The following is a 15,076-nucleotide window of genomic DNA, read 5'->3' on the forward strand; positions in this document are numbered from 1 at the left end:
TCAGGCGATGAGGGCGCCGGGGTTCATGATGCCCGCGGGGTCGAGCCGGTCCTTGACCGCACGCAGGATCTCCACCCCTAGGGGCCCGATCTCCCTGGCGTAGGCGTCGCGGTGGTCGCGTCCGACGCCGTGGTGGTGCGAGATCGTCCCGCCCGCCTCGACGATGGCCGCGCTGACCGCCTCCTTGGCCCGCTCCCACTGCTCGACCGGGTCCCCGTGCTGGGCGGTGACGACGGTGAAGTACAGGGAGGCCCCGGTCTCGTAGACGTGCGAGATGTGGCACATGACCAGCGGCGAGCCGAGGGAGCCGAGCAGCGACAGCCGTACCGCGTCGTAGAGGCGCGGCAGGTTCGCCCAGAACCCGGCCGTCTCCAGCGTCTCGACGGTGGCGCCGGCGGCGAGCAGCGAGTCGCGCAGGTAGGGGGCGGAGAAGCGCCCGTGCGCCCACGCCCGCCCCGGCTCCGGGCCCAGCAGAACGCCGCCGAGCCCGGCCAGCACCTGTCCCGCCGCCTCGGCCCGCGCCCGCACGTCCGTGCCCTCGTACCCGGCGATGACCAGGCAGCCGCTGTCGCCGCCGCCGATCGCGTCGGGCTTGGCCAGGCCGATCATGGTCTCGGTCTCGTCGGACAGCCGCAGCACGGTCGGCAGCGGTCCCCGCTGGGCCAGGGTCCGCAGGGCGGCGGAGCCTTCGGCGAAGGAGGCGAAGCGCCAGCCCTCGTACGCCGTCTCCGCCGGCGCCTTCCGCACCCGCAGCCGCAGGGAGGTGATGACGCCGAACGCGCCCTCCGAGCCCAGGACGAGCTGGCGGAGGTCGGGCCCGGCGGCCGACTTGGGCGCCCGGCCGAGTTCCAGCGTGCCGGCGGGGGTGGCGAGGGTCAGCCCGGCGACCATGTCGTCGAAGCGCCCGTATCCGGCCGACGCCTGGCCGCTGGAGCGGGCCGCGGCGAAGCCGCCGAGCGTGGCGTACTCGAAGGACTGCGGGAAGTGGCCCAGCGTGAGCCCATGTCCGGCCAGGAGCCGTTCGGCCTCGGGCGCGCGCACGCCGGGCTCGAACGTGGCGATCATCGACTCGGGGTCCACCGCGACCAGGCGGTCCATCCGGCCGAGGTCGAGTGCCACGACCGCGGTGAAGCCGTCGCCGGCCGGGGTCAGGGCGCCGACCACCGACGTGCCGCCGCCGAAGGGGACGACGGCGATCCCCGCCTCGGCGCAGACGCGCAGCACCGCGGCCACCTCGTCGTGCGTGGCCGGTGAGACCACGGCGTCGGGGGCGTGCGCGCCGTCGCCCGCGCGCATCCGCAGCAGGTCGGGCGTGGACTTGCCGCGCGCGTGGCGGACGCGCGCCTCGTGGCCGGTGCCGACGTGGCCGGCGCCGGTGATCTCGCCGAGCGCGTCCAGGGCGGTTTCCGGCAGGCGGGAGGGCGCCAGCCGTACCGAGGAGAGGGTGGCGGCGGGCTCGGCGGGGGCGCGCACGCCGAGCAGGTCGTGCAGGAGCGTGCGGACCGTCTCGGGGAGCTCGCGCGCCTTGGCGGGATCGCCCCAACCGGACCAGAGCATGGGTTCACTCACGCTCTACACTGTGACACATGACGTCGATTCGTCACAATGACGGCGTGCTGGACGCGGCACGGGAGTGCGTGCTGGCCTACGGCGTGCGGCGCACGACGCTGACCGACGTGGCCCGCCGGGCGGGGGTGTCCCGGATGACCCTCTACCGGCGCTGGCCGGACGTGCGCAGCCTGGTGGGCGACCTGATGACCAGGGAGTGGGTCAGGGTGGTCGAGGGACTGGACGTGCGCGATCCGGTCAAGGCGGTGGTCGAGGGCGTCAGGGCGCTGCGCGGGCACCCGCTCCTGTGCAAGATCGTCGAGGCCGATCCCGAGATGCTGCTGCCCTACCTGCTCCAGCGCACCGGAGCCACCCACGAGGCGGTCCTGGCCGTCCTCGAACCGGCGGTCGGCGACCGCGCGAAGGCCAGGGCGATCCTGCTGGTCGCGCAGTCGTTCCTGCTGTCCGGCCCGACCATGCTCGGCGACGACGCGCTCGACGCCGAGCTCACGACCCTCCTGGAGCGCTACCTTGCCTAGATCTTTCCCGCCTGAAGCTTCCTCCCTGAACGCCGCGCGCCGCTCGGCCGAGCTGGCCAGGACGGCGGAGGAGACCGTCGACGTCCTGGTCGTCGGGCTGGGCGCGACGGGCGCCGGCGCGGCACTCGACGCCGCCTCGCGCGGGCTGTCGGTGGCCGCGATCGACGCGCACGACCTGGCCTTCGGCACCTCGCGGTGGAGCTCCAAGATGATCCACGGCGGGCTGCGCTACCTGGCCAAGGCGCAGCTGGGCGTGGCCTACGAGAGCGCCGTCGAGCGCGGCATCCTGCTGAACCGCACCGCGCCTCACCTGGTCAGGGCCCATCCGTACCTGCTGCCGCTGACCCCCGGGGTCTCCAGAGGACAGGAGTCGCTGGTCATGACCGGCTACCGCCTGGGCGACGGGCTGCGGGCCGCCGCGCGCACGCCGCGCCGCCTGCTGCCCGGTCCGTCCCGCCTCACGGCCGTCCGCGCCCGCGCAGCCGCTCCCGTTCTGAGCGGGTACGGCCTGCGCGGCGCCCTGCTGTCCTGGGACGGACGGCTGGAGGACGACGCCCGGCTCGTGGTGGCCATCGCCCGCACGGCGGCGGCGTTCGGCGCACGCGTCCTGACCCGGTGCCGGGCCCTGGAGCTGACGCCGACCGGCGCGCGGGCCCGCGACGAGCTGACCGGCGAGGAGTTCACGATCAGGGCCCGCGCGGTGATCAACGCGGCCGGGGTGTGGGCCGGGCAGCTGAACCCGGAGGTCACGCTGCGCCCCTCGCGCGGCACCCACCTGGTCCTGCGCGGCGAGACGCTGCCGGGGCTGCGGGCCGGGCTGCATGTCCCGATTCCCGGGGAGAGCAATCGCTTCGCCCTGGTCCTGCCCCAGCACGACGGCCGCGTCTACGTCGGCCTCACCGACGAGCCGGTGGACGGACCGGTCCCCGACGTGCCGGAGGCGCCCGAGGACGACATCAGGGCGTTGCTGGAGGTGCTGAACGGCATCCTGGAGGTTCCGGTGACCCGTGAGGCGGTCGCGGGCGCCTACGCGGGTCTCAGGCCGCTCCTGGCCCAAGGAGACGGCTCGGGCCGCACCGCCGACCTGTCGCGGCGGCACGCCGTGCTGGACGCGGGCGGGTTCGTCACGGTGGTAGGGGGAAAGCTGACGACATATCGCCGCATGGCGGAGGATGCCGTGGATCGGGCGGTACGGCGGGCGAAGCTGCCCGCCGGGCCGTGTGTCACCACGGAGGTGGTTCTGGCGGGGCGGGCCGTACGGCCTTATGCCGAGGCGGAGCCCGAGCCGGCCGGGGCGGGCGTCACGAAGGGCGAGCTGCGCTTCGCGGTGGAGCACGAGGGCGCGCTCGACGAGGACGACCTCCTGGACCGCAGGACCCGCATCGGCCTGATCCCGGAGGACCGCGTGGCGGCCCTGCCGATCGCCCGTGACGTGCTGAAGGGTTGAGACCCCTGGTTCGCGGGTAAGAAGATCCTTTTCATCGGCGTGTCGACCCCGCGCCGACCCCTACCCTGGCGTTAGGTTAGTCTTACCTAAATTTCCGTCGGGGAAGGTGGAACGTGGCCAGGGGTTGTGATCATCCGGACGGGTGCCACACCGGCGGCGTGCCCACCTTCGCCAGCGCGACGGTGGGTGCGCGGCTCTGGCTGCTCATCGAGTATTCCGGAGCCTGGCCCTCGCACGTCGACGACGGGACGCTTCCGCCGAAAATCTCCGAGCTGATCAGGCGGGCCGTGGCGCGGGGCGTCAGGCCGCAGCTGATCCGCCGCCCCGGACGCCGGACCCGCCCGCAGGAGCAGGGGATCCGTGTGCTAGCCGGGTATGCGATCGGCGACAACCCCTGGCTGGCCGGGGGTGTCATCGCAGGTCCCGACGATCTTGACCTGGACGCGCTGGTGGCCGGAGTGGTCCCGGAGTCCTGCATACTTGAAGACGAGCCGGTATTTCTGGTCTGCACGCACGCCAAGCGCAATGCGTGTTGCGCCCGCATTGGACTACCCCTCGCCCGTGGACTGGCGGAATTCCTGCCGGACAGGGTGTGGGAAACATCACACGTTGGTGGCGATCGGTACGCCGCCAACCTCGTGTGCTTGCCACACGGAATTTTCTACGGCAGCATGTCTCAGGCTGCTGCGCTCGCAGCAGCGAACGCGTACCGGTCCGGCGAGGTGATTCTCGACCGTTTCCGGGGACGCGCAGGCATCCCTGAGCCACTGCAAGCCGCGGAGCACTTCGCCCGAACCCATACGGGAGAGTGCGGACTCGGCGGAGTGGCCGTGGAATCCGCCAGGTCGGACGGCGACGTCACCGAAGCCATCGTGCGCATCGGAGACGTCCGGATCCAGGTTGTGGTTGAGCCATCGGTGTTCCAAGCACCGTGTGGTACGGCTTGCGCCGAGAAAATCACCACCTACCGGCTGGTCTCGCTGGACAGGCTCACGCCTGTGCGGTACGCCACGCCCGCCCTTACCTGATCACGGGAACATCACGGCCAGGCCTTGCGTTGGAACAGTGACGCCGAAAGCGTCCAATGCGGCTCAATTACTGAAATACCTCTCACGAAGGTGGTTTTCTCATGTCTCAGGTACGTCGGCAGCTCGCCCGCCCGCGCCCCAGCTGGGGATGGCAGGATGATGCCGCGTGCCGGGGTGAGGACCTCGTGCTCTTCTTCGGCCCCGATGGGGAGCGGCAGCCCGAGCGTGACGTACGCGAGCGGAAGGCCAAGGCGATCTGCGGCGGCTGCCCCGTCCGCAACGAGTGCCTTGACTACGCGCTGTCCCGTCCGGAGAAGTACGGCACGTGGGGCGGTCTCAACGAGGACGAGCGCGCCAGCGAGCGTCGCCGTCGTATGCGCCGCGCCGCCAGCGCCGGCATCTCCGCGGCCTGAACTTCACCACCGGCACCACAGATTCTCCCCGCGTGATCACGCAGTTGTTCCGATGAGCGGAGCGCGCCCGTGCGCGCTCCCGCGAACCCGGTCGGAACAACTGCCTGATCAGGCAGGAATGTCACGAACGCCGATCCTCCGGCGGAACACCCAGTACGTCCAGCTCTGGTAGAGCAGCACCAGCGGCAGGAAGATCACCGCGATCCACGTCATGATGCCCAGCGTCTTCGGCGTGGACGCGGCATTTTTCACGTTGAGGCTGTTGGCCGGATCGAGCGTCGAGGGCAGGACGTCCGGGTAGAGCACCGCGAACAAGCTGGTCACCGCGACCCCGATGGCCACCGCCGACAGGGTGAACGACCAGCCCTCCCGCGCCCTGGCGATCGCGCCGAGCGCGGCCAGCCACGCCAGCGCCGCCACGACGGCGAGCACCGCGGTCAGCACCGTCCCGCCGTGAAACTGCGTCCAGCCCAGGAACAGCACCGCGAGCGCCGCGGCGACCACGCCCGTGCGCAGCGCCAGCGACCTGGCCCGCCGCCTGATCTCCCCCGTGGTCTTCAGCGACAGGAAGATCGCGCCGTGGGCGAGGAACATCGTGAGCGTCACCAGCCCGCCCAGCAGCGCGTACGGGTTGAGCAGGTCCCAGAACGTCCCCACGTACTCGTGGTCGGCGTCCAGCTTCACCCCGCGCACGATGTTGGCGAAGGCCACGCCCCACAGCAGCGCCGGCGCGAACGAGCCGGCCACGATGCAGCGGTCCCAGCCCGCCTTCCAGCGCGCCGAGTCGCGCTTGGCCCGGTACTCGAAGGCCACCCCGCGCAGGATCAGCGCCACCAGGATGATGAGCAGCGGCAGGTAGAAACCGCTGAACAGGCTCGCGTACCACTCGGGGAAGGCGGCGAACGTGGCCCCTCCCGCGGTGATCAGCCACACCTCGTTGCCGTCCCAGACGGGTCCGATCGTGTTGATCATCACGCGGCGTTCCACCGGGTCGGCGGGCAGCACCGGCAGGAGCATCCCCACGCCGAAGTCGAAGCCCTCCAGGACGAAGTAGCCGACCCACAGGACGGCGATGGCCACGAACCAGACGTCGTTCAGCGTCATCGGACTCTCCTAGTAGGCGAAGGTCAGGGTGGTGTCGTCCTCGGGTTTGTCCTGGATCTGGGGTGGGGACTGCCGGCCGTACTTGATCATCAGGCCGAGTTCGACGACGGCGAGCGCGCCGTACAGGAGCGTGAAGACGATCAGCGAGGTGAGGACGGTGCCCGCGCCGACGGCGGGTGAGACGCCCGCCGCGGTCTTCATCTCGGTGAACACGATCCACGGCTGGCGGCCCATCTCGGTGAAGATCCATCCGAAGCTGTGCGCGGCGACCGGCAGCACCACCGACCAGGCGGCGGCCCGCCAGAGCCAGCGCTTGTCCGGCAGGCGGCCCCTCCTGGTCAGCCAGAGGAGCACGAGCGCGATCAGCGCCGCGAGGGCGCCGCAGCCGATCATCAGGCGGAAGCCCCAGTAGGTGACCGGGATGTAGGGGCGGTAGTCGCCGGGGCCGAAGCGCTGCTCGTACTCGGCCTGGAGGTCGTTGATGCCCTGCACCTTGCCGTCGAAGGAGCCCGTGGCCAGGTACGACAGCGCGCCCGGGATCTCCAGTTGGAAGATCGGCCGCCCGCCGTCCAGCGTGCCGATGGTGAACAGCGAGAACGGGGCGGGCTGGGCGGTCTCGTAGAGCGCCTCGGCGGCGGCCATCTTCATCGGCTGCGTCTCCGTCATGATCTTGCCCAGCGTGTCGCCGGAGAAGAAGACCAGGACGAAGGCCACGAGCGTGGTCCAAAGGCCCAGCTTGAGCGTGGGGCGGAAGACGTCGGCGTCGCGCCCGCGGGCCAGGTGCCAGGCCGAGACCGCCAGCAGGACGGCCCCGCCCGACAGCCAGGCGCCGAAGATAGTGTGGGGGAACGCGGCCAGCACGACCTTGTTGGTCAGCACGGCGCCGAAGTCGGTCAGCTCGGCCCGCCCGGCCCCGAGCTTGTAGCCGACCGGCCACTGCATGAAGGAGTTGGCGGCCAGGATGAAGTACGCCGACAGCGCGCTCCCCACCGCCACCACCCAGATGCAGGCCAGGTGGATCTTCTTCGGCAGCCGGTCCCAGCCGAAGATCCACAGCCCGAGGAACGTGGACTCCAGGAAGAACGCCAGCAGGGCTTCCAGGGCCAGCGGCACGCCGAAGACGTCACCGACGAAGCGGGAGTAGGAGCTCCAGTTCATGCCGAACTGGAACTCCTGCACGATCCCGGTCACGACGCCCATGGCGAAGTTGATCAGGAAGAGCTTGCCGAAGAATTTGGTCGCCCGGAGATAGTGCGCCTTGCCGGTTCGGACCCACGCCGTGTGCAGGATCGCCACCAGCAGCGACATTCCTATGGTGATCGGCACAAACAGGAAGTGGTACACCGTGGTGATACCGAACTGCCACCGTGCGAGATCCAGCGCGTCCATGAAAGATCACCCTATGGAGGCGCTCGGACGCGTATTGTTACGACACGCCTACCATCAGGCGATCAGATCGTCGAACTCCCCATCTTTCGCACCCAGGACGAAGGCTTCGATTTCAGCCTGCGTGTAGATCAGGGCGGGGTCGTCGGGGAAGCGGGAGTTGCGCATGGCGATCTCACCGGTCGGCAGAGCCGCCACCTCCACGCAGTTGCCGTTGGGGTTGCTGCGGCGGCCCTTGCGCCAGCGGACGGGAAGGGCACTCGCGGGCGTTCCGTTGCGGAACTCTTGCATGGGGGACACTCCTTGCGTGCTTACAGATGCACGTGCATGCGCAGATTACGGGAGCGTGCTGATCGTCATATACGGGATGACCAAAATTGCCGTATGGGGTGGATCACACCGGGAGCAGGCGTTCGAGGAAGCGCCTGGTCTCCGCGGGCGAGTCGGCCTGGACGCTGAGCCGGTCCATGACCTGCACATAGTGTTCGGCCTCCGCGGGCTTGTCGAGGTAGAGCGCGCTGGTGAGCTGTTCCATGTACACCACGTCGGGCAGTTCGCGTTCCGGGAAGCGCAGGATGCTGAAAGGCCCGCCCGCGGCGGCATGGCCGCCCCTGTCGAAGGGCATGACCTGGAGTGTCACGTTCGGCTCCGCGGTGGTGTCCAGGAGGTGTTCCACCTGCTCACGCATGACGTCGGGGCCACCGAGCGTACGCCGCAGGACCGCTTCGTCGATGACCGCCCAGAGCGTCAGCCTCGGGTCGGCGGACAGGCGGCGCTGCCGGGTGGTGCGCAGGGCCACCCTCCGGTCCAGCTCGCCGGTCTCGGCCTCGTCGTGGGCGAGCCGGATGACTGCACGTGCATATGCCGGAACCTGCAGCAGGCCGGGCACGAACTGGTTCTCGTAGGTGCGGATGAGCGAGGCGGAGCCCTCCAGTCCGATGTACACCTCGAACCAGGCGGGCAGCAGGTCGGCGTACTTGTGCCACCAGCCGGGCGCGTTGGCCTGCTTGGCCAGTTCCAGCAGCGGGGCGCGCTCGGCCTCGTCGCTCACGCCGTAGAGCGTGAGCAGGTCGGCCACGTCGCGCTGCTTGAAGCTGACCTGCCCCAGCTCCAGGCGGGAGATCTTCGCGTGCGAGGCCCTGATGGCGTATCCGGCGTCCTCGCGGGAGATGCCGCGGGCGGTACGGAGGTTGCGGAGCTGGGTACCGAGCAGGATGCGCAGGACCGTAGGACTCCCCTGCCCGTCGGACAGAAGGTTCCACTGTGCACTCACCCGGGGCCCCCGATTCTCGAAAGCACCCAGTCTCCCATGGCGTTGACATACCATGACAGATCATCTGCACGTGCATTTGCGGTTTGCATCCGTAATACACGAAAAGTCTTGCATCTGTAAGCACACAAGGTAAAGATGGGCACTGGATCACCAGATCGGGGACATGATGACGACTTTCGACGCACGTCCGCGAGCCGCCACTGGTCCCGTACCGCCACCATGGCTGGCCGCCGTCCTGCTGCATGGGCGAGCGGAGGGACAGGAGGCGGTCTTCCGGTTTCACGAACTCAGCGCGTTCGAGCCCGCGTGTGTGGCCACGTCACGCCGCTTCGTCGAGCGGACGCTGAAGGAGTGGGGCGGCGCGCCTGAAATCTGCTTCGACGCCCAGCTCGTGGTCTCGGAACTGGTCACCAACGCCATGCGGCACGGCGGCGGCGCGCTGCACCTGCGGCTGCTCGCCCACGCCGCCGAGCTGGCCTGCGTGGTGAGCGACTACAGCCGTGCCGCGCCCGTGCCCGCCGCTCCCGGCGTCTTCGCCGAGTTCGGGCGGGGGCTGGCGCTGGTCGAGGGGCTGACCCGCGCGTGGGGGTGGCTCACGCCGCCCGGCCCCAACAAGCTCGTCTGGGCCTGCATGTCGCTGCGCTGAACCTCCGTCATCTCCGCCCGGCGTCCTCCCAGACCAGCCGGCGCGTCCTGGTGTCGAACGGGTCCCGGCTCGGCCGCCCCGGAGGCAGCACCGGTGCCAGCGCCTCGAAGACCCGGCGCACCGCCACCTCGTCGTACCCGGCCAGCTCCCGCGTCGCCCGCAGCCACAGTGCTCCCCCGGGCAGTTTCTCCGCCTCGTGGAAGGCCGCCGTGTCCACCCGCCCGGCCAGCTCCGCCGGGCAGATCGTGATCCACGAGTAGCCGCGCAGGAACCGCCGCGCCTGGCGCGCGGAAGGGATCCGGCCGCCCCGGACCACCGCGCCGTCCAGGGCCGTCATCCCCTGCCCCATCGAGTCGTCGGCCACGTGCCCGAACGCCGGGTCGACGGGGGCGGCGAAGTCGCGCAGCACGCCGGCCCACCGTTCGGCCACGCCGGGGGCGGCCAGGCCGTACTCGGGGGCGCGCAGGAAGGACCAGGCGCGCAGCTGCGTGTGGGCGAGCCGGTCGGAGAAGCGCTCGACACCCACGATCAGCGCGTCGTCGTGGCCGTCGCCGTCGCACAGCTCCACCCACGCGTCGTTGAACTCCCCAGCCGCCACCGCCAGCAGCCAGTCGACGCTCGCCACCGTCAGCGGGCGGTACTCGAAGCCGCGCGCGTCGGTGTCCACGCACACCACACCGGAACGCAGGCCCGGAGCCAGCGCCGCGGGCACCTCGGACAACCAGCGACGCGCGTGCCCGGCCGGGTAGGGGCCATCGACGTCGATGACGATGTCGTGAAAGCTCATGCCCGCCCTTCGTTCTCGTGCGACACCGGCAGACTAATCACCGTGAGCCATCCGGGACGGGGCGTAACCGATCCGTACCAGAATTCACAGCCCACCCTCAGCTACCGCTCCCCCAGCAGCCGCAGCACGTCCGCGTCGGTCAGCTGGTCGAAGCTCTCGTACCACTGGCCGACCGCGCGGAAGTCCGCCGGAGTGGCCAGCACCACGACCTCGTCGGCCTCCCCCCGCAGCGCCCTGACCGTCTCACGAGCCCCCACGGGTACGGCCAGCGTCACCCTCCCCGGAGCGGCGGCCGCGACCGCCAGCAGCGCGGCCCTGGCCGTGCCCCCCGTCGCCAGCCCGTCGTCCACCACGATCACCTCCTGCCCCATGAGGTCGGGCAGCGGCCGCTCACCCCGGTAGACGGCGACCCGGCGGGCCAGCTCCATCCGCTCCTGCTCGACCACCCCGGCCACGGACGCCGGCGTCATCCCGAGCCGTCGCAGCAGCTCCAGGTCGAGGACCGGCTCGCCGCCCTCGGCGATCGCCCCCACGCCCAGCTCGGGCGTGGGGGGATAGCCGATCTTCCTGGTGACCAGCACGTCCAGGACCCCGCCGAGCCGCCGCGCGATGGGCTCGGCGACGGCGACGCCGCCGCGGGGCAGCGCGAGCACCACGGGATCGCGCGCGAACAGCAGCCGCTCGGCGAGCAACGCCCCCGCCTCGGCCCGATCCGCGAACAGGTACCCCACGCCCTCTATCTACCCACTCTGGTGCGGGTCAGGGGCGGTTACGGCCGGAGCGGCGCATCTCCTTGTGGATGATCTTCCACTTGTTCTGCTGCTCCTTGCGCAGCCGCGCGTCGGTGCGCGACGCCATCCACGCGGCCTCCCGCTGGAGCTTGCGCCAGCTGGTCAGCCGCCGCTCGGGCAGCTCGCCACTCTCCACGGCGGCCAGCACCGCGCATCCGGGCTCCCCGTCGTGGCCGCAGTCGGCGAAGCGGCACGCGCGGGCCAGTTCGTCGATGTCGGCGAAGACCATGTCCACGCCGTCGGTCATCCCGAACAGCCCGACCCGCCGGATGCCCGGCGTGTCGATGATGAGCCCGCCGCCGGGCAGCGGGATGAGCTCCCGGTGCACGGTGGTGTGGCGGCCCCTGCCGTCGCCGGCGCGGACGAGCTGGGTCTCCATCACGCCGTCGCCCGCCAGCGCGTTCACGAGCGTGGACTTGCCCGCGCCGGACGGGCCGAGCACGACGGCGGTCCTGGAGCCCTCCAGGTAGCCGCGCAGGAGCTGCACGCCCTCGCCGCTCTGCGAGGAGACGGCGTGCACGTCCACGCCGGGCGCGGCGACGCGGACGTCGGCCAGCAGGTCGTCAAGACCGTTCTCGAACAGGTCGGACTTGGTGATGACCACCACGGGCGTGGCGCCGGACTCCCAGGCGAGCGCGACGAGCCGCTCGATCCTGGCCAGGTCGGCGAAGTCGGTGGCGTGCATGGACGGCTCGGCGACGAAGACGATGTCGACGTTCGCGGCGAGCACCTGGCCCTGACCGTCGGCGGACAGGCCCCCTCGTGAGGTACGGCCGACGCCGCCCCTGACGAAGGAGGTGCGCCGGGGCAGGACCGTGTCGAGTTCGTAGCGGCCCTCGTCGAGCCACCGCAGCGCGGCCCAGTCGCCGACGCACGGCAGCGCGACCGGGTCCTCGGCCGAGGACCTGCGCACGCGGGCGCCGTACTTGACGTGATGCTGGCCGTCGTCCGCGATCACTTCGGCGGCGCCGCGGTCGACGCGCGCCACGCGGGCGGGAATGGTGCCGTGAGGCAGTTCGGCGGACTGCGATTCGGTCCAGCCGAGCAGAGAAAGATCGTAAGTCAACGGAGGTGACACCTTCGGGAAGAGAATCCCGGGTCACTCGTCAGATGAGCACCCGGAGGCTGATGGACGACAGGTCGAGCAGAACAACCCGCATAGTCGACACCTCCCAGCTCAGGGCACCCGAATGGGCACGGACGACACTTTACGCACGCGCCCGGGCGCGGGGCAACTTCGAAAACCGTTGAACCCTGGTGGCGGCGAGCCCCGTACTCCCTGCCGACGCCGGATTTCGCCGGCCACGATGGAAAGGGGCATGATGCGACTGAGCACCTACCCCGCGCCTTCGGCCGACGGAGCCGCCGACATGCCGAAACCCCCGCTGCGTCACCTTGTCCGGCGGCTGCGCCCGGCCGGGCGCGATGACGACGAGATCGCCGTCGCCGCGCTCTACCGGGAGTACCACCGGCCGCTGCTGGGGTTCGTGATCCGGCTGGTCGGCGGGGATCGGCAGTGGGCCGAGGACGTGGTGCAGGAGACGATGATCAGGGCCTGGCGCAGCGCCGGGCAACTGGACTCTGACGCGTCTTCGCTGATGCCCTGGCTCGCCACCGTCGCCCGTCGTATCGTCATCGATGACCGGCGGCGCAAGGACGCTCGTCCACAGGAGTCAGGTGACGGGCCGCTGGAGAGCGTCCCCGTCCCCGACGAGATGGAGAGTCTGCTGCATCAGGTGGTCGTGTCGGAGGCGCTGAAGTCGTTATCGCCTGCGCACCGCGAGATTCTCAACGAGACGATCCTGCGCGACAGGTCGGTCAACGACGCCGCCCTGGCGCTGGGCATCCCCGTGGGCACCGTGAAGTCCCGGGTCTATTACGCGGTCCGCGCGCTTCGCGTCGCGCTGGAGGAGAGAGGGGTGACGGCGTGAGCGCGCGAGTGGAGCACACCGATGTGGGCGCCTACGCCCTGGGTCTGCTGGAGGCCGACGACAAGAGGGCGTTCGAGGCGCACCTGGACACCTGCCGGGCCTGCACGGCGGAACTGGCCGAGCTGTCGGGGATGGCCGGCGTCCTGACCGGCGTGGGCCGGGTGGAGCCCGAAGAACCGGAGCAGCAGGGCGAGGGCGAGGTCGTCGACCTGCTCAGGCGGCGCAAGGCGGCCGACAGGCGGACCCGGCGCGGCACCCTGATCATCGGGGTCGCGGCGGCGGTCACGCTGGTGGCGGGCGGCATCGCGGTGGGCTCCGGGCTCAGCGGCCCGCCGTCACAGGTCGCCGTGGGCGGAACGCACCACGGTACGGGCCCGGCCGAGCAGTTCTACGAGGAGGGCACCCCTGCGGGCGGCGTCGGCGTCACCGGCGTCACCGGCGGCGTGGTCTACGAGTCCAAGGGCTGGGGCACGCACGCGGCGCTGAAGCTCGAAGGCGTCAGGGGGCCGCTGGAGTGCGAGCTGGTCGCGGTCTCCACGACGGGCGAGCGAAAGGCGATGACCGGCTGGGCGGTTCCGCCCAAGGGATATGGCGTCGACGGGGAGCCGCCGCTTTACATGCACGGCGGCAGCCCATGGAACCCGGAGAAAATCGACCGTTTCGAGGTCGTCACCACGGCGGGCAGGACTTTGCTGACCGTGGACATCTGAAAAGCCTGACGAAGGCCCTCTCACCGCTGGTGGGAGGGCTTTTTTGATGCCCGGGAAATTCGCCTGAACCTTTTCCGGCGGGCTTGCGTACAGCTTGGCGTACCGAGCGAGAATCACCCCAGTAAAGAGGTTTCCCATGCTGACGCTTGCCCTTTCAGGTGCACTTCTGGTCACCTCGCTTTCCCCAGTGCAGAGCGCCGCCGCCGATGTCTATCTGGCCGCCGGTCTGCGCGGCGCTGATGCCGACGGGCGCTCCACCGTGGTGCTGAAGATCAGCGGCGACCGGCTGAGCTTCGCGATCCGCTGGAACAAGGTGGACGCCCCCACCGCCGCCCACATCCACCTGGGCGCGAAGGGCGCCGACGGCGCCGTCAAGGTCGACTTCTTCAAGCAGCCGCTGCCCGCGACCGTGCTCGGCGTAACCGGCTCGGCCACCGCCGACGCCGGCCTGCTCAAGCAGCTCGCCGCCAATCCCGGCGGCTTCTACGCCAACCTCCACAACGCCGCCTTCCCCAAGGGCGCGGTACGCGGCCAGTTCCACAAGCTCGCCAAGCCCGTCGACCTCAACGGCGTCCTGCACGGCAGCAACCTCGCCGCGCTCTCCTCCCGGGCCGACGGCGCCCAGGAGGTGCCGGCCGCCGACGGCAAGAAGCGCGGCGACCGGGACGGCGCCGCCACCTGGTGGCTGCGGCCCAACGGCGCCGCCCTCGCCTACACCGCGACCTGGAGCGGCCTCGGCGCCCCCACCAACGGCCACGTGCACAAGGCCGTCAAGGGCAAGAACGGGGACGTGGTGGCCGATCTGTTCGCCGCGGCCAAGGGCCTGCCCGCGAACCTGACGGGAGTGGCGGGCGAGGCTCCCGTCGCGCGCAAGGTCGTCAAGCGGATCGCCGCCAACCCGGGCGGCTACTACTCCAACCTGCACACGACCGACTTCGACGGCGGCGCCGTACGCGGGCAGCTGTCCGGTGAGTCCTTCGCCCACCCGCGCGCGATGACGGCGGACGTGCTGAGGGGCGCGCAGATCTACCAGTGCAAGGGCGGGGCGTTCGTGCAGCTCGGCGTGACGGCCAAGCTGCGCAGGGGCATCGACCACGACTTCGTCGGCAGGTTCGACGGCCCGCCGCAGTGGATCGCCCCGGACGGCAGCGCCGTACGCGGAAAGCTCGTCACCAAGACCCCGAACGGCGACGGGAACATCCCCGAGCTCGTCCTGGACGCCCAGCAGTCGGGCAAGGGCAAGGGCCTGCTGGCCTTCGCCACGACGATCCTGCGCCTGAACACCACGGGCGGCGTGGCCCCGAAGGGCTCCTGTCAGGAAGGCGCCCAGGTGAAGGTCCCCTACGGCGCCGACTATCTCTACCTCGGCTGAGCCTCCGGTCACCGGGCTCCCGTCCCCCTGTCCCGGTGACCGGTTTCCCTCCGGAGCCCTTGCCCTCTCCGGAGACGCCGGCGCCCGCCGCCCTTCAGAGG

General features: G+C 70.7%; 16 protein-coding genes. 8 read left to right on the forward strand and 8 right to left on the reverse strand.

What is annotated here, in order from left to right:
• Window positions 1–1,557: an FAD-binding oxidoreductase gene (locus tag ACFWY5_RS26840; RefSeq protein ID WP_379635119.1), complete on the reverse strand. Its 1,557-nt coding sequence runs from the start codon at window positions 1,555–1,557 to the stop codon at window positions 1–3.
• 29 nt (window positions 1,558–1,586) lie between these two features.
• Here ACFWY5_RS26840 and ACFWY5_RS26845 point away from each other — a divergent pair, with 29 nt between their 5' ends.
• The 4 genes from ACFWY5_RS26845 to ACFWY5_RS26860 all read left to right on the forward strand — a co-directional run bounded on the left by ACFWY5_RS26845 (window position 1,587) and on the right by ACFWY5_RS26860 (window position 4,975).
• Window positions 1,587–2,087, forward strand: a complete 501-nt coding sequence (locus ACFWY5_RS26845) for a TetR/AcrR family transcriptional regulator (RefSeq protein ID WP_379635103.1) — start codon at window positions 1,587–1,589, stop codon at window positions 2,085–2,087.
• Window positions 2,080–3,534, forward strand: a complete 1,455-nt coding sequence (locus ACFWY5_RS26850; RefSeq protein ID WP_379635105.1) for a glycerol-3-phosphate dehydrogenase/oxidase — start codon at window positions 2,080–2,082, stop codon at window positions 3,532–3,534. The genes ACFWY5_RS26845 and ACFWY5_RS26850 overlap by 8 nt, the downstream gene beginning before the upstream one ends.
• Window positions 3,535–3,692: 158 nt before the next feature.
• Window positions 3,693–4,562 (forward strand): sucrase ferredoxin, encoded by an 870-nt coding sequence (locus tag ACFWY5_RS26855; RefSeq protein ID WP_379613724.1) that lies wholly within the window; start codon window positions 3,693–3,695, stop codon window positions 4,560–4,562.
• Between the two features lie 101 nt (window positions 4,563–4,663).
• The gene (locus tag ACFWY5_RS26860; RefSeq protein WP_157245964.1) at window positions 4,664–4,975 is read left to right on the forward strand and encodes a WhiB family transcriptional regulator; all 312 of its coding nucleotides are present in this window, start codon (window positions 4,664–4,666) and stop codon (window positions 4,973–4,975) included.
• Between the two features lie 108 nt (window positions 4,976–5,083).
• Here the strand turns inward: ACFWY5_RS26860 and cydB are convergent, their stop codons facing one another.
• The 4 genes from cydB to ACFWY5_RS26880 form a co-directional block, all read right to left on the reverse strand.
• Window positions 5,084–6,079 carry a cytochrome d ubiquinol oxidase subunit II gene (gene cydB, locus ACFWY5_RS26865; protein ID WP_379635107.1) on the reverse strand — a complete coding sequence of 332 codons (996 nt, stop codon included), beginning with the start codon at window positions 6,077–6,079 and terminating at the stop codon, window positions 5,084–5,086.
• A gap of 9 nt (window positions 6,080–6,088) precedes the next feature.
• Window positions 6,089–7,468 carry a cytochrome ubiquinol oxidase subunit I gene (locus tag ACFWY5_RS26870; RefSeq protein WP_379635109.1) on the reverse strand — a complete coding sequence of 460 codons (1,380 nt, stop codon included), beginning with the start codon at window positions 7,466–7,468 and terminating at the stop codon, window positions 6,089–6,091.
• Window positions 7,469–7,522: 54 nt separating this feature from the next.
• Window positions 7,523–7,756, reverse strand: coding sequence for a DUF397 domain-containing protein (locus ACFWY5_RS26875; RefSeq protein WP_379613729.1), 234 nt, complete (start codon window positions 7,754–7,756; stop codon window positions 7,523–7,525).
• A 103-nt stretch (window positions 7,757–7,859) separates the two neighbouring features.
• Window positions 7,860–8,738 (reverse strand): helix-turn-helix domain-containing protein, encoded by an 879-nt coding sequence (locus ACFWY5_RS26880; RefSeq protein ID WP_379635111.1) that lies wholly within the window; start codon window positions 8,736–8,738, stop codon window positions 7,860–7,862.
• Window positions 8,739–8,901: 163 nt separating this feature from the next.
• On the opposite strand from ACFWY5_RS26880, the gene ACFWY5_RS26885 reads away from it, so the two are divergent.
• Complete coding sequence (locus ACFWY5_RS26885; protein ID WP_184971621.1) at window positions 8,902–9,384, forward strand: ATP-binding protein; 483 nt, start codon at window positions 8,902–8,904, stop codon at window positions 9,382–9,384.
• A gap of 7 nt (window positions 9,385–9,391) precedes the next feature.
• Here ACFWY5_RS26885 and ACFWY5_RS26890 read toward each other — a convergent pair whose 3' ends face one another.
• From ACFWY5_RS26890 to rsgA, 3 genes are all read right to left on the reverse strand, one after another.
• The gene (locus ACFWY5_RS26890) at window positions 9,392–10,171 is read right to left on the reverse strand and encodes a hypothetical protein (RefSeq protein ID WP_379635113.1); all 780 of its coding nucleotides are present in this window, start codon (window positions 10,169–10,171) and stop codon (window positions 9,392–9,394) included.
• 101 nt (window positions 10,172–10,272) lie between these two features.
• Window positions 10,273–10,902 (reverse strand): phosphoribosyltransferase, encoded by a 630-nt coding sequence (locus ACFWY5_RS26895; protein WP_379635115.1) that lies wholly within the window; start codon window positions 10,900–10,902, stop codon window positions 10,273–10,275.
• A gap of 28 nt (window positions 10,903–10,930) precedes the next feature.
• Window positions 10,931–12,028, reverse strand: a complete 1,098-nt coding sequence (gene rsgA, locus ACFWY5_RS26900) for a ribosome small subunit-dependent GTPase A (protein WP_379613738.1) — start codon at window positions 12,026–12,028, stop codon at window positions 10,931–10,933.
• A 304-nt stretch (window positions 12,029–12,332) separates the two neighbouring features.
• Here rsgA and ACFWY5_RS26905 point away from each other — a divergent pair, with 304 nt between their 5' ends.
• The 3 genes from ACFWY5_RS26905 to ACFWY5_RS26915 all read left to right on the forward strand — a co-directional run bounded on the left by ACFWY5_RS26905 (window position 12,333) and on the right by ACFWY5_RS26915 (window position 14,975).
• A complete protein-coding gene (locus tag ACFWY5_RS26905) occupies window positions 12,333–12,893 on the forward strand; it encodes a sigma-70 family RNA polymerase sigma factor (protein ID WP_379613935.1) in 561 nt (186 codons plus the stop codon).
• Complete coding sequence (locus ACFWY5_RS26910; protein ID WP_379635117.1) at window positions 12,890–13,603, forward strand: anti-sigma factor family protein; 714 nt, start codon at window positions 12,890–12,892, stop codon at window positions 13,601–13,603. Before ACFWY5_RS26905 ends, ACFWY5_RS26910 begins: the two co-directional genes overlap by 4 nt.
• Window positions 13,604–13,739: 136 nt before the next feature.
• Window positions 13,740–14,975: a CHRD domain-containing protein gene (locus ACFWY5_RS26915; protein WP_379613742.1), complete on the forward strand. Its 1,236-nt coding sequence runs from the start codon at window positions 13,740–13,742 to the stop codon at window positions 14,973–14,975.
• Window positions 14,976–15,076 lie beyond the last annotated feature (101 nt).

This window comes from Nonomuraea sp. NPDC059007 (genome assembly GCF_042740555.1).
Taxonomy (GTDB): domain Bacteria; phylum Actinomycetota; class Actinomycetes; order Streptosporangiales; family Streptosporangiaceae; genus Nonomuraea.

What these genes read in the sequence shown, in the direction of transcription:
- ACFWY5_RS26890 (WP_379635113.1), bottom strand. Translation starts at nt 10,171, where the DNA reads ATGAGCTTTCACGACATCGTCATCGACGTCGATGGCCCCTACCCGGCC.
- ACFWY5_RS26875 (WP_379613729.1), bottom strand. Translation starts at nt 7,756, where the DNA reads ATGCAAGAGTTCCGCAACGGAACGCCCGCGAGTGCCCTTCCCGTCCGC.
- ACFWY5_RS26840 (WP_379635119.1), bottom strand. Translation starts at nt 1,557, where the DNA reads ATGCTCTGGTCCGGTTGGGGCGATCCCGCCAAGGCGCGCGAGCTCCCC.
- ACFWY5_RS26905 (WP_379613935.1), top strand. Translation starts at nt 12,333, where the DNA reads ATGCCGAAACCCCCGCTGCGTCACCTTGTCCGGCGGCTGCGCCCGGCC.
- ACFWY5_RS26845 (WP_379635103.1), top strand. Translation starts at nt 1,587, where the DNA reads ATGACGTCGATTCGTCACAATGACGGCGTGCTGGACGCGGCACGGGAG.
- ACFWY5_RS26860 (WP_157245964.1), top strand. Translation starts at nt 4,664, where the DNA reads ATGTCTCAGGTACGTCGGCAGCTCGCCCGCCCGCGCCCCAGCTGGGGA.
- cydB (WP_379635107.1), bottom strand. Translation starts at nt 6,079, where the DNA reads ATGACGCTGAACGACGTCTGGTTCGTGGCCATCGCCGTCCTGTGGGTC.
- ACFWY5_RS26870 (WP_379635109.1), bottom strand. Translation starts at nt 7,468, where the DNA reads ATGGACGCGCTGGATCTCGCACGGTGGCAGTTCGGTATCACCACGGTG.
- ACFWY5_RS26885 (WP_184971621.1), top strand. Translation starts at nt 8,902, where the DNA reads ATGATGACGACTTTCGACGCACGTCCGCGAGCCGCCACTGGTCCCGTA.
- ACFWY5_RS26915 (WP_379613742.1), top strand. Translation starts at nt 13,740, where the DNA reads ATGCTGACGCTTGCCCTTTCAGGTGCACTTCTGGTCACCTCGCTTTCC.